The 14,008-nt window shown below is 36.9% G+C and carries 13 protein-coding genes; 10 read left to right on the plus strand and 3 right to left on the minus strand.

The window, feature by feature from the left end; genetic code table 11:
* The first annotated feature begins 59 nt into the window (after positions 1–59).
* The 8 genes from FH036_RS19450 (at position 60) to FH036_RS19485 (ending at position 8,342) form a co-directional block, all read left to right on the plus strand.
* Positions 60–1,475: an amino acid permease gene (locus FH036_RS19450; RefSeq protein ID WP_001076071.1), complete on the plus strand. Its 1,416-nt coding sequence runs from the start codon at positions 60–62 to the stop codon at positions 1,473–1,475.
* 282 nt (positions 1,476–1,757) lie between these two features.
* Positions 1,758–2,633: a cytochrome aa3 quinol oxidase subunit II gene (locus FH036_RS19455; RefSeq protein WP_001176167.1), complete on the plus strand. Its 876-nt coding sequence runs from the start codon at positions 1,758–1,760 to the stop codon at positions 2,631–2,633.
* 33 nt (positions 2,634–2,666) lie between these two features.
* Positions 2,667–4,601 carry a cytochrome aa3 quinol oxidase subunit I gene (qoxB, locus tag FH036_RS19460; RefSeq protein ID WP_000762372.1) on the plus strand — a complete coding sequence of 645 codons (1,935 nt, stop codon included), beginning with the start codon at positions 2,667–2,669 and terminating at the stop codon, positions 4,599–4,601.
* Positions 4,602–4,614: 13 nt separating this feature from the next.
* The gene (gene qoxC / locus FH036_RS19465) at positions 4,615–5,217 is read left to right on the plus strand and encodes a cytochrome aa3 quinol oxidase subunit III (protein ID WP_000729317.1); all 603 of its coding nucleotides are present in this window, start codon (positions 4,615–4,617) and stop codon (positions 5,215–5,217) included.
* Positions 5,218–5,529 (plus strand): cytochrome aa3 quinol oxidase subunit IV, encoded by a 312-nt coding sequence (qoxD, locus tag FH036_RS19470; RefSeq protein WP_000531380.1) that lies wholly within the window; start codon positions 5,218–5,220, stop codon positions 5,527–5,529.
* 220 nt (positions 5,530–5,749) lie between these two features.
* Positions 5,750–7,579, plus strand: a complete 1,830-nt coding sequence (locus FH036_RS19475; RefSeq protein ID WP_029437498.1) for a monovalent cation:proton antiporter family protein — start codon at positions 5,750–5,752, stop codon at positions 7,577–7,579.
* A gap of 53 nt (positions 7,580–7,632) precedes the next feature.
* The gene (locus FH036_RS19480) at positions 7,633–7,890 is read left to right on the plus strand and encodes a DUF4022 family protein (RefSeq protein ID WP_011040011.1); all 258 of its coding nucleotides are present in this window, start codon (positions 7,633–7,635) and stop codon (positions 7,888–7,890) included.
* Between the two features lie 14 nt (positions 7,891–7,904).
* The gene (locus tag FH036_RS19485; RefSeq protein ID WP_000958641.1) at positions 7,905–8,342 is read left to right on the plus strand and encodes a GNAT family N-acetyltransferase; all 438 of its coding nucleotides are present in this window, start codon (positions 7,905–7,907) and stop codon (positions 8,340–8,342) included.
* Between the two features lie 39 nt (positions 8,343–8,381).
* Here the strand turns inward: FH036_RS19485 and FH036_RS19490 are convergent, their stop codons facing one another.
* The 3 genes from FH036_RS19490 to FH036_RS19500 all read right to left on the minus strand — a co-directional run bounded on the left by FH036_RS19490 (position 8,382) and on the right by FH036_RS19500 (position 10,589).
* Entirely contained in the window at positions 8,382–8,810 is a 429-nt protein-coding gene (locus tag FH036_RS19490; protein ID WP_070805245.1) for a hypothetical protein, read from the minus strand.
* Positions 8,811–8,814: 4 nt separating this feature from the next.
* Positions 8,815–9,015: a helix-turn-helix transcriptional regulator gene (locus tag FH036_RS19495; protein WP_000301181.1), complete on the minus strand. Its 201-nt coding sequence runs from the start codon at positions 9,013–9,015 to the stop codon at positions 8,815–8,817.
* A 281-nt stretch (positions 9,016–9,296) separates the two neighbouring features.
* The gene (locus FH036_RS19500) at positions 9,297–10,589 is read right to left on the minus strand and encodes an NCS2 family permease (protein ID WP_000487209.1); all 1,293 of its coding nucleotides are present in this window, start codon (positions 10,587–10,589) and stop codon (positions 9,297–9,299) included.
* A gap of 280 nt (positions 10,590–10,869) precedes the next feature.
* Here FH036_RS19500 and FH036_RS19505 point away from each other — a divergent pair, with 280 nt between their 5' ends.
* Positions 10,870–12,261, plus strand: coding sequence for an amino acid permease (locus tag FH036_RS19505; RefSeq protein ID WP_139896136.1), 1,392 nt, complete (start codon positions 10,870–10,872; stop codon positions 12,259–12,261).
* A 181-nt stretch (positions 12,262–12,442) separates the two neighbouring features.
* Positions 12,443–13,990 (plus strand): DNA-binding protein, encoded by a 1,548-nt coding sequence (locus FH036_RS19510; protein WP_000791496.1) that lies wholly within the window; start codon positions 12,443–12,445, stop codon positions 13,988–13,990.
* Positions 13,991–14,008 lie beyond the last annotated feature (18 nt).

A 14,008-nucleotide genomic window follows, 5' to 3' on the forward strand; every position in this document is an offset into this window, starting at 1 on the left:
ATTAAAAACTCGGAATGAAAATCAGTTCATACATACAAAAATAACGGGGTGAGGGGCATATGAATCAACAAGTAGAACAAACAGATTTAAAACGAACAATGAAAAGTAGACACCTATTTATGATTGCACTTGGTGGAGTAATTGGAACGGGCCTATTTATGGGATCAGGTCAAATCGTCCATAACGCCGGCCCTGGTGGTGCTATTCTTGCATTTTTAGTCGGTGGATTTGTTATGTATTTAACGATGTTATGTCTTGGTGAATTATCTGTTGCTATGCCAGAAGCAGGTTCATTCCAAAGCTATGCAAGCAAATTTATTTCACCTGGTTTTGGTTTTGTTGTCGGTTGGATGTATTGGTTAAATTGGGCTGTTACAGTTGGAGTAGAGTTAACAACTGTAAGTATTTTAATGAAACGCTGGTTTCCAGATGTTTCTTCGTGGATTTGGTGTGTTACATTTGCGGCAGCACTCTTTCTTGTAAACGCTCTATCAGCAAAAGCATATGCAGAAGCAGAATTTTGGTTCGCTAGTGTAAAAGTCGCAACCATCGTTATTTTCATCGTACTCGGTGGTGCAGTTATGTTCGGTCTACTAGACTTTAACGGAAAACCAGCTCCAATGCTTCACAATTTCACTGAAAATGGCGGATTATTTCCAAACGGTGCACTGGCTGTTCTTCTTACGATGATTACAGTGAATTATTCTTTCCAAGGAACAGAATTAATCGGAATTGCTTCAGGAGAAAGTGAGAATCCTGAAAAAACAATTCCAAAAGCAATCAAAAATACCATTTGGCGAACGCTATTCTTCTTCGTCCTAGCAATATCAGTTGTTGTAGGTTTACTCCCGTGGCAAGAGGCTAATCTAGTCGAAAGTCCATTTGTACTTGTATTTGATGTAGCTGGTATTCCATATGCAGCAGACATTATGAACTTTGTTATTATTACAGCTGTATTATCCGTAGCCAATTCTGGTCTATACGCAAATTCACGTATGCTTTGGGCGATGGCAAAACAAGGAATGGCAAGTCCAGCATTTACGAAGTTAACGAAAAAAGGCGTACCACTAAACGCATTGATTTTCAGTCTAATCTTTGCAAGTCTATCCCTATTAACAAGTATATTTGCAGCAGATACTGTCTTTTTAGTTTTAACATCTATCGCAGCAATGGCTGCTGTTGTCGTTTGGATGTCAATTGCGGCTTCACAGTTTTTCTTCCGTAGAAACTTCGTGAAAAACGGTGGTGACATAAATGATTTAAAATATCGCACACCACTTTATCCGCTCGTTCCAATCGTAGCGTTCTCACTCAATTTCATTACATTTGTTAGTTTAGCTTTCATTCCAGATCAGAGAATTGCTCTTTATTGCGGTATTCCATTTATGGTCATTTGTTACATTTTGTATCAAGTGAAATATAAAAAAATTGTCACATTTGAACAACAACAGACTATTTCACAAGAAATAAACTAAATATACGAAATATTCAGCTATCTTCCTTATGATAAGATAGCTTTTTTCTATTTCTTGGGTATCCTGGTATAACTTTATTTATCTTAAAATTTTCACAATCGCATTTTTCTCTGGAAAATAGTTTACAATGTAATCAAGTTACAAATGATATTCACCTTAAAAAGTGTGCATTTGTGTCTATTTTTTAACAATATCTCAAAAACTATTGCCTTCTATAAATTAATAGGTTTATATTGTTTTATTGGCATAGTTTCAATCCAAGGAGAAAGGAGATTTTCAATCGTGCAACTAAAGAAAGCGTTTTGGAAGTTGGCTTCGCTTCTTCCGTTATCATTACTTCTGTTCCTCGGTGGCTGTGATAAAAAACTCGCAGTATTAAATCCGCAAGGACCTGTTGCAAAAGCACAGTATGATTTAATTGTTTGGTCATTCTTGCTTATGTCATTAATTATCGCAATTGTATTCATCTTGTTTACAGTCATCTTGATTCGTTATCGTGAAAAACCAGAGAATATGGACTATGAGCCACCTGAACAACACGGTAACACATTATTAGAAATCATTTGGACGCTTGTTCCTGTTATTATCGTTATCGCATTATCGATTCCAACAGTAAAAGCAACTTATGCTTCGGAAGAGGTTCCGAAAGAGTCCAAACATATTAAACCAGTGGAGATTTATGTTACATCTGCAAACTGGAAATGGTTATTCAGTTACCCAGAGGAAAAAATTGAAACCGTTAACTATTTAAACATCCCAGCTGGTGTACCAATTCAATTCAAACTGACTTCTGTCGGCCCAATGAATGCTTTCTGGGTACCAGAACTTGGTGGTATGAAGTACACAATGGATGGCATGATTATGGACCTTTATTTACAAGCTGATAAGCCAGGTTCTTACCTAGGTCGTAGCGCGAACTTCTCTGGTGAAGGATTTACTCACATGGAGTTCGAAGTTGAAGCGAAAACTAAAGAGAAATATGACAAGTGGGTTAAAGAAGTACAACAAACTGCTCCTAAACTAACAGAAGATAAGTACAACGAAATTGTTAAACCTGGTGTAGTTGGTCGTATGACATTCTCTAGCCATCACTTAAGTTATGTAGATCCAAAATCACTTGAATATTGTGATTACAACTACTACAAAAACAAAAAATAATAGCTATAATTCCAACAGATTGGAGTGAACACAGTGAAGCTTGATGAATTCTTTGTCACAGGTGACCCGATTATTTACGGTGCAGACGCTTCTATCGTTCTTGTGACATTAGCAATCATTTTCGTACTAACTAAGTATAAAAAATGGAAATGGCTTTGGGACGAATGGTTAACAACTGTTGACCATAAAAAGATTGGGGCCATGTATATTATCTCTGCGGTTATTATGTTATTCCGTGGTGGTATGGACGGTTTAATGATCCGTGCACAGTTAACATTCCCTGAAACAACTTATTTAAACGCTGAACACTATAACGGAATCTTCACAACACATGGTACAGTTATGATTCTTTTCATGGCGATGCCATTTGTTATGGGATTAATGAACCTTGTAGTACCATTACAAATTGGTGCTCGTGACGTTGCATATCCGTTCTTAAATGCTTTAAGTTTCTGGTTATTCTTTGTCGGAGCAATGTTATTCAACATCGCTTTCGTAATCGGTGGTTCTCCAGACGCTGGGTGGACTTCTTACTTCCCAATGGCAGGTACAGAGTTTACTTCTGGTGTAGGAAATAACTACTACGCAATTGCATTACAGATTTCAGGTCTCGGTACGTTAATGACAGGTATTAACTTCCTTGTTACTATCTTAAAAATGCGTACACCTGGTATGACTTTAATGAGAATGCCAATGTTTACTTGGTCAATCTTAATTACAACGATTATCATTATTTTCGCTTTCCCAGTATTAACAGTTGCTCTTGCATTAATGACATTTGACCGTCTATTCGATGCTCACTTCTTTACGATGGCGAGCGGCGGTATGCCAATGTTATGGGCCAACCTATTCTGGGTATGGGGTCACCCTGAAGTATATATCGTTATTTTACCGGCATTCGGTATTTTCTCTGAAATCATTAGTACATTCTCACGTAAACGTCTATTCGGTTACAGTGCGATGGTATACTCAATGGTTGCAATTTCTTTACTAAGTTTCGTCGTATGGCTTCACCACTTCTTCACGATGGGTGCAGGTCCAGCGGTTAACTCATTCTTCTCGATTTCGACAATGGCGATTTCGATTCCAACCGGGGTTAAGATCTTTAACTGGTTGTTTACACTGTATAAAGGACGTATTCGTTTTACAGTTCCAATGCTTTGGTCATTGGCATTTATTCCAAACTTCGTAGTCGGTGGGGTTACAGGGGTTATGCTTGGTATGGCAGCAGCTGATTATCAGTACCATAACAGCTACTTCCTAATCGCTCACTTCCACTACGTATTAATCGCAGGTACAGTATTCGCTATGCTTGCTGGATTCACATTCTGGTATCCAAAAATGACTGGTCATATGTTAAATGAACGCCTAGGTAAATGGACATTCTGGATCTTTATGAGCGGATTCAACATCTGTTTCTTCCCAATGTACTTCTTAGGTTTAGACGGTATGACTCGTCGTATGTACACTTACTCTGAAAGTCTTGGATGGGGATGGCTAAACCAAATCGCATCTGTTGGTGCGGTAATGATGGGTATCGGCTTCCTACTTCTTTGCTACAACGTAATTTGGAGTGCTCGTCACGGTGAACGTGACACAACTGGAGATCCATGGGACGGCCGTACACTTGAATGGGCAACTCAATCTCCTGTACAACATTACAACTTCGCGAAACTTCCTGAAATCAAAGAAGCTGATGCTTTCTGGTACATGAAAAAACGCGGAGAAACAGTTACACCAGCAGCAGAAGACATTAAACCAATTCACATGCCAAGTAACTCTGGTGTGCCTATTATTGCGTCTGGATTCTTCGGTCTTGCAGGTTTCGCATTAGTATTTAGCTGGTTCTGGCTTGCAGCAATCGGCGGCATTGGTATTTTAGCTTGCTTAATCTATCGTTCATTCGATTACGATGAAGGTTACTATATTAGTGTTGATGAAATTAAAAAATCAGAACATGTAGCATGAGAGGTGAAATGATATGGCGGCTTTAGATAAAAGCTTACCTTTGGAATATCAATCCGAACAAAGCAGATTGAATATCCTAGGATTCTGGATTTTTCTTGGGGCTGAAATTATGCTGTTCGCAACACTTTTCGCCTCTTATCTAGTACTTGCTGGTCGTACGGCAGATGGCCCAACACCAGCACAACTGTTTGAACTTAAAACGCTTTTAATTCAAACATTATTACTTTTAACAAGTAGTTTCACATGTGGTATCGTAATTCACGAAATGCGTAAGCACAACCAAAAAGCAATGCTTGGATGGTTCGTCCTTACATTACTTTTAGGTGCAGGCTTCCTATTCTTCGAGATTGAAGAGTTTATTATGTATATTGGTGAAGGCGCAACAATTCAAACAAGTGCTTTCCTATCTGGATTCTTCGTTCTTCTTGGAACACACGGAGCCCACGTAACAGGCGGTATCATTTGGGCAATTTGTGTTATTATCCAAATTTTAAAACGAGGTTTAACACCAGTTACAGCTCGTAAAGTATTCATTATCAGCTTATACTGGCATTTCCTTGATTTAGTTTGGGTCTTTATTTACACACTAGTTTACTTGAACGGGATGGTGGCGTAAATGGGTCAAAATAACAATCAAGCAAACGGGCATGCGCATAGCGGATTCCCTTGGTCACACGTTTTCGGATTTATTTTATCGCTTGCACTAACGTTTCTAGCGTTATACGTGGCACTTTATACAAACCTGCCACTATCAACGATCTTAACTACCATTATCATAATGGCTGTTGCGCAAGCGTTGTTACAATTAATTATGTTCATGCATTTAAAAGAAGGAGAAGGAAGAGTTCAAGTTCTTACTATGATTTACAGTTTCTTCGTTGCAACTGCAACAGTTGGTTTAACTGTATGGATCTTCTTCTCAATGTAATGTACATGAAAAAGACTGCTGAGATTCCTCAGCAGTCTTTTTTTATTCCCTCCCCTATTACATCCACATTACGGAATTAACAACAGAATCATGAAAAATATACTTATTATGACAAATGTTAAGAAAACTCTTTCTTTATGAAATCGAATCCATATGCGTTGCTTTTCTACCTATTATATGGCTAAATAAGTACTATATTTATTTGAAGGGAGAGAACGCAATGGAACATCACACTTCTGTTCTATCACTTATGGTTGTCGTTGCAATCGCGTTTTTCGTTCCCCTTTTGTTACAACGCTTTAAATTAAAAGCACTTCCTGTCGTTGTTGCAGAAATCATCGCAGGAATCTTTGTAGGTAAAAGTGGGTTTAATATTATTGAGCCAGATATGTGGCTTCAAGTCTTATCGACACTAGGATTTATCTTTCTTATGTTTTTAAGCGGTTTAGAAATTGATTTTTCTATCTTTAAACAAAAAGGGAAAAAGAACACGACAAACGAACCCAACACATTCCAAGCAGCAAGTATTATCTTCTTATTTATTTTCATCTTATCTTATGCCCTATCACTACTATTTGTATGGCTAGGATTTGTAGATAATGCAATGTTTATGACTTTAATCATTTCAACAATCTCTTTAGGTGTTGTCGTACCAACATTAAAAGAGAATAACTTAGGAAAAACAGCAATTGGGCAAATCATTTTATTAGTCGCTGTTATTGCGGATTTAGTTACAATGATTTTACTCGCTGTATTCGTCGGATTAAATTCCGAAAGCGGCCAAAGCATGTGGCTTCTTCTTCTTCTATTCGGCGCTGGTATTGTTATTTACTTCGTTGCAAAACGTTTTAAAAACATTCCATACTTGGATAGCTTAAAAGCTGGGAGTGTACAAATTGATACACGAGCTGTTTTTGCACTCATCTTAATATTAGTTGGGTTATCTGAATCCGTTGGAGCTGAAAATATTTTAGGCGCCTTCTTAGCAGGTGTACTCGTATCATTATTATCACCAAATGAAGATATGGTTGAAAAACTGGATTCTATCGGATACGGTTTCTTCATTCCTATTTTCTTCGTAATGGTTGGTGTAAATTTAGAGGTTTGGTCTATTTTTAAAGAGCCTTCTAGTATGCTAATGATTCCAATTCTAATTGTAGGACTCTTTATCTCAAAACTGTTACCATCACTTGTTTTACGAAAATGGTATCCACGTAATATCGTACTGGGGAGTGCCATCTTATTAACATCGACACTTTCTTTAGTTATTGCAGCTGCACAAATTGGTGAAAAACTAGGAATCATTAGTCCAAGTTTATCTGCCTCCCTTATTTTAAGCGCAGTTATTACTTGTATTTTCGCACCTATATTATTTAAAAAGATGTTCCCAAAAGTGGAAACACCAAAACCAAAAGTTTCAATTATTGGTGCGAGCAGAATTACCCTTCCGTTATCACTTGATTTAAAACGAGAAGATTATGACGTAACACTATATATGATGCGTCAAAATAAAATAAATGATGAGGAAGCGAAATCGCACGACTTCCCTATTGTGAAATTAGATGACATCACAATTGCATCATTAACCGAACAAACAGCATTTCATGCAGACCGCGTTGTTGTTGCAACAAGTGATGATGAACAAAACTTACTATTAGCAGAACATGCAAAAGAACTAGGTGTTGAACATGTTATTGCAAGTGTAGAAGATCCGCTTCTACAAGAAAAAGCAACACAAGAACATATCGCCGTATTCTCAACCATTAACTCTACACGTATTCTATTACGTGCGCTAATTGATAAACCGAGTCTCGTTCGCTTAATTACAACAGCAAACGAAACAGTCCGTGAAGTTGAACTACGAAGCAATAAATATAATGGCGTTGCACTTCGTCGCCTTCCGTTTCTAGGTGATGTACTAGTCATTCAAATTTATCGTGGGAACAAAGCATTAATCCCGCATGGTGATACAAGACTACAACACGGTGACACATTACTTGTAACAGGCTCAAAAGAACATATCGATACACTAAAAAACATATTAGAATAAAAAAATGCCCCTCACATAATTGAGGGGCATTTTTTTCCATTTCATATGGTAAAATGTTACTATCACATATTATGAGGATGGATCACATTATGTCTATTGTAACTTTAGCTCTTTTATTATTAGCGGAAATATTAGGTGCCATTATTCTCATCGGTGTTAGTATTGAAATTTGTAGTTACGGATGGAAAAAATCAAATGGAATAAAATACTCTTGCCTCTTACTTTCACTCCTTCTCGGAACCGCTAGTATACTCGGACTTTTCGCCGCACCTGCCTATTTCTTTATACAATTAACAGAAAAAGCGTTATAAGAAAGGATGTTACTATGCTTACCGTGAAAAATATTGATGGATCTGAAACTTACGTATTACGTCAAAAAATTTTGCGCCCGAGTCAAACATTAGCAGATTGTAAATACCCTTCAGACTATGAAACAGATACCTTTCACTTAGGCGCATTTATAAACGATCAACTTATTAGTATCGCTTCTTTCTCAAAGGAAATGCATCCCGACTTACAAGCAGGTATGCATTATCGTCTACGAGGAATGGCCACATTGCCTGAGTTTCGAAACAACTACGCTGGAAGCTCCTTAATTCAGAAAGCAGAACAAATCTTACAAGAGCGTCGAGCAAATATGTTATGGTGTAATGGCCGAATTACTGTAGCTGACTATTACAAGCGCTTAGGCTTCCAAGAACATGGTGAAATCTTTGAAATTGAACCAATTGGCCTTCATAAAGTACTGTATAAAAGAATATAAGAAAAGCTTTCCGCAATACGGGAAAGCTTTTCTTATATTTCAATCTTCACTTTTTATCTTTTTCATATATATGTATATAAACAGACTAGGAACTAAAAAACAAGCAAACATAATAAGTCCTGTCATACTAATTTCCTTTATCGAAATATCTGGTGTGACAACGATACAAATAGCTACAATCCCAATAATAATACTTACCGGAATGAATAATAGTTTCATAAAATAGCTACGTGATACTCCGCCCGTATGCTCATACACTTGCACCGAGTTTTTTAAGTTTAAAAAGTTAATCCCTATTATCCCGCACATAAATATCATTAATAAATCCGAAACACTTTCATATCCTGCATCTTGCAAAACGTAGCGATAAAAAACAATACCTAGTATGACGATATTTTGTAAGATGAAAACGAGCCTAATATGCTTTAGCCCCTCAATCATTAAACGTTCATCTTTCACAATCCTCATCCCCTCACTCCTCTTCCTCCCAAAATAAATCATTTAATGTTTTGTCTACCGCATAACAAATTTTCAAACACAAATCTAACGATGGATTGTATTTCCCCTTCTCAATTAAACTAATCGTTTGCCTTGTAACACCTACTTTTTCTGCTAATTGTTGCTGTGTTAAATCTAACTGAACACGCGCGACTTTTATTTTACTTACAGCCATTCATGTTCCTCCTCCACCTTATTGTAACATATATATTCCATTAAGTAATTTATATTTTGCGTGATTGATTATAGTTTCACTTTACCCCGCATTAACGGGCAGTAAGACTCCCTCCTAATAATTAAGCTAATAACCAGATATCCAGAGAGAGTCAAACTGCCCATAAAAGCCCGATTGGTTCAACTAATAATCAGTGGGGGATGAACAGCCCCCCACTGATTATAGTTTCACTTTATTATACACAAAAAAGGAGCCTCTCATAAGAAGCCCCCTCTCCTATATTATAAGAATAAATGACATCCAAATAAAATTGTAAATAAGTATAGTAATGGATGTACTTCCATCCCTTTCCCTTTCACAATTTTTAAGACTGGATACACTAAAAATCCAATTGCAATTCCATTCGCAATACTAGACGTTAACGGGATACCAACGAAAATTAAAAATGCTGGTAATGCATCTTCAAATTCATTCCAATTAATATCACGAATACTTTGTGCCATTAAACTACCGACAATAATTAATGAAGGAGCTGTAATAGCGGCTACGCTTGATAAAGAAGCAATAACAGGGCTAAAGAATGCTGTTATAATCGTTAGGCCGACTACTACAATACCTGTTAATCCTGTTTTACCACCTGCAGCAATACCAGCTGACGATTCAATCGTCGCTGCTGTTGGGCTTGTCCCAAAGATAGAGCCTGTAGTACCGCCAATTGCATCCGCAATAAATGCTTTACCAAAACGTTTCTCTGTATTATCTGTAATTAAACCTGCTTGTTTAATTAAACCGAGTAATGCTCCTGTTGTATCAAATAACAGTACAAGTAAAAATGAAAATACAACGCCATATAATCCGTATTCAATTACATCTGAAAAGGCGTTGATTGGATTTGAAACGATAATCCCCTCTGGTAAATGAGGCATCGCAACAATTTTATCCGTAAACTTCAGCTGCCCTGTAAAGAAGGCGATAATTCCTGTCACAATCATACTAATAAATAATGCACCGCTCACACGCAATGTCATTAATACCGCCGCTAAAATCAAACCAATTAAAGTTAAAATAACGGCTGGAGAATGGAAATCACCAATCGTAACTAAGTTAGATGGATGATCAACGATAATTCCAGATAGACGTAATCCAATAAAAGCAATAAATAACCCAATTCCACCTGCAATTGCATGTTTTAAACTGTCAGGAATTGCGACAATTAGCTTTTGCCTAAATGAAGTGAAAGATAATAAAAGAAAAATGATACCTGTTACAAATACTGCTGAAAACGCAATGACATATGTAATCCCCTCTGCCTGTTGAACAACAGAATAAGCAAAATACGCATTCATTCCCATAGCTGGAGCAATAACAATTGGATAGTTAGCTAAAAACGCCATACATAACGTCCCTACAACAGTCGCAATAATAGTTGCCGTAAAAGCTTGATCAAATGGTACACCTGCATCAGATAATATTTTCGGATTGATGACAAGAATATACGCAAATGTAAAAAAAGTTGTGATGCCAGCTAAAAGCTCTTGCTTCACAGAAGTGTTATATTTTTGTAATTGAAACATGGTTATGTACCCTTCCTACATCTGAATTATTATCACACATTCTTTTCTTACTAGTATGTGAGAAAATATAATACTTAATCTTAACAATCAATAAAAAGAAGAGTCAATATATTCGCTAATAGTTCGAATTTTAAGTTTAAGTCTGACAAGCACAGATGTAGTACAGTTAATATTGATTATTTTTGTAGCATAACAGATGGAAATGTTTTATAATTTGAAATAGTTAAATATTTAGTAAACGCATTCAAATATCGTTCACTCTACAAGGGGGATTCTTCTTATGCAGCACACAAACAAATCTGGAACTTTAAACCGAGGCTTAAAAGAACGACATATTACTTTAATGTCACTCGGTTCAGCTATTGGCGTTGGACTATTTTTAGGATCTGCTTCTGCTATTAAACTAGCTGGTCCTTCTATTTTACTAGGCTATATGATTGCTGGACTCGTTATTTTTTTCATTATGCGAGCACTCGGAGAAATGGCAATTGAACAACCTGTTGCTGGCTCTTTTAGTAAATATGCATATGATTATCTTGGACCACTAGCTGGCTATATTACCGGTTGGAACTACTGGTTCTTATGGGTTGTTACTTGCATGGCTGAAATTACGGCTGCTGGCATTTACATGCAGTACTGGTTCCCAGATATTCCGCGCTGGACTTGGGCTTTACTCGCTCTATTATTAATGAGTGCTTTCAACTTTTTATCTGTAAAAGTATTTGGAGAACTTGAATTTTGGTTTGCTCTCATTAAAATTGTCACAATTATCTGTATGATAGTAGTTGGGGCTGGTATTATTTTATTTGGCTTCGGAAACGGTGGTATCGCTACTGGCATTTCAAACCTTTGGTCACATGGTGGCTGGTTCCCAAATGGTTTTTCTGGGTTACTCCTCTCCATGCAAATGGTATTATTCGCTTATTTAGGCGTTGAATTAATCGGCGTTACAGCGGGTGAAGCGCAAAACCCGAAAAAAACACTCGCAAAAGCAATCGATAACGTATTTTGGAGAATATTACTGTTCTACGTTGGGGCTCTATTCGTTATGATGGCAATTTATCCATGGAACGAACTTGGTGAGAAAGGAAGTCCATTTGTATTAACATTCCAGCAAATCGGTATCGCAAAAGCAGCAGGAATTATTAACTTTGTCGTATTAACAGCAGCTCTTTCTTCTTGTAATGGTGGTTTATTTAGTACAGGCCGTATGCTGTATACATTAGCTCAGCAGAAAAAAGCTCCGGAAAGATTCGGTCGTTTAAATAAAAATGGCATTCCAAGCCACGGAATTGTAGTAACAGCAATCGTTTTACTCGTTGGTGTTATATTAAACTATCTTGTGCCCGCAAAAGTATTTACATGGCTCACTAGTATTTCAACTTTCGGGGCAATTTGGACTTGGGGTATTATATTAGTCGCTCAAATTAAGTTCCGTAAAAGTTTACCTGCGCAAAACAAACAAAAGTTATCGTATAAAATGCCTTTATACCCAATAAGTTCATACTTCTCACTCGCTTTCCTTGCACTAGTCTTATGTATAATGGCGTATTCAGAAGATACAAGAATTGCATTGATTGTTGGCCCAATTTGGCTTATTGGTTTAGCTATCGTGTATTACATGAAAGGTTTTCATAAAATTGATGAAACACCTAATTCAAAAATTAGTTAAACAAAACATCCCTTCCTTATTACTTGGAAGGGATGTTTTTATATCTATATAAATATTTCTCAACAAAATTCACGGTATTTTTACAAATTTTTAATATTTTTTATGTTTTCCGTCTTTATTTTTACAGAAAAATAAATTACATTATTAAAGCACATATATTTATTATTAGGGGGATTCTTCTATGAAGAATAAAAAATGGATTACATTTTCTTTAGCAACAGCAATTACACTAAGTATAGGGGCTTCGTTCATACCATCTACTTATGCCGAAAGCTCTGTAGACCCAGCTCCTGAAATTGCTGCAAAAGTTGTAAATCAAAACAATGGGAAAAAAGTATTATTCGATAATACACACGGTCAAACTGCCGGGACTGCTGACTGGGTTATCGATGGTGGCTTTTCTGATTTCGGAAACGGCATTGCCCAAAACGGCTATCATGTAAAAGAACTTCGTAAATCAACACCGATTACATACGAAGACTTAAAAGACTACAATGTGTTTATCGTTCCAGAAGCAAATATTCCTTACAAAAAATCTGAACAAGATGCTATGTTACAATACGTGAAAAATGGCGGTAGTATCTTCTTCATTGCCGATCATTATAATGCAGATCGTAATAAAAATCGTTGGGACTCTTCTGAAGTATTTAACGGATATAGACGCGGTGCTTGGGATAATCCAGCAAAAGGAATGTCTAACGAAGAAGCTAATTCACAAGCTATGCAAGGAGTAGAAAGCTCTGATTGGCTATCTGACAACTTCGGTATTCGCTTCCGCTATAACGCAATCGGCGATGTTTCCGCTAAAAATATTGTATCACCTGAACAATCATTCGGAATTACAGAAGGGGTTTCATCTGTAGCAATGCATGCTGGTTCTACTTTAGCAATTACAAATCCAAAACTAGCAAAAGGACTTGTTTATCTTCCAGAAAACCCAGCAAAATGGAATAACGCTGTTGATAGCGGTGTGTATAACGGCGGTGGTGTTGCAGAGGGTCCTTATGCTGCTATCGCAAAAGTAGGACTTGGAAAAGCTGCCTTTATTGGAGACTCTTCTCCTGTTGAAGATGCTACGCCAAAATACGTTCGTGAAGACTCTGGCCAAACAAAGAAAACTTACGATGGATATAAAGAAGAAAACGATGCGATTTTACTAGAAAATATCGTAAATTGGCTATCGAATAAAGAAACATTTACAAGTTTAGACCAAGTAAATGGTTTACAACTTGATTTACCTACCACTTTACAAACATTTGAACAACCAAGCTTATCAACTGAGCCACAACCTGAACCTTGGAGTGCGCCAAATGCAGGTTATCAATGGTTTAATACAAATACTTTTAAACCTGGTTCATATGGCTATAACGGTGCAGTAACAGCAAATGACTACGTAGTTACACACCCTAGCACTCTACCAAACAATGAAGTGTTCCAAATGAAAATTCAAGTAAATAACTTATTACCAAACACAACATACAATAATTACTCTTTAGGTATATTCACTACTGGCGGTACACAAGTAGCAAAAGTTCAAAATACAAACGGCACTTGGCCATCTACTTTCGGATATAGTAGTGCATTTTCTTTCACAACAAACAGCTTAGGTTCTGCTGAAAAAATTGTGAACGTACAAATCGATCCAAATACGACTGGACAAGCAACACTTCGTCTACGTCAAAATACAACAGCGAAATATAGTGAGACTGTAACGATTAATAAGAAATAATGAAAAAGGCAATCCGGA

Source organism: Bacillus sp. CD3-5 (assembly GCF_006349665.1).
GTDB classification, from domain to species: Bacteria; Bacillota; Bacilli; order Bacillales; family Bacillaceae_G; genus Bacillus_A; species Bacillus_A paranthracis.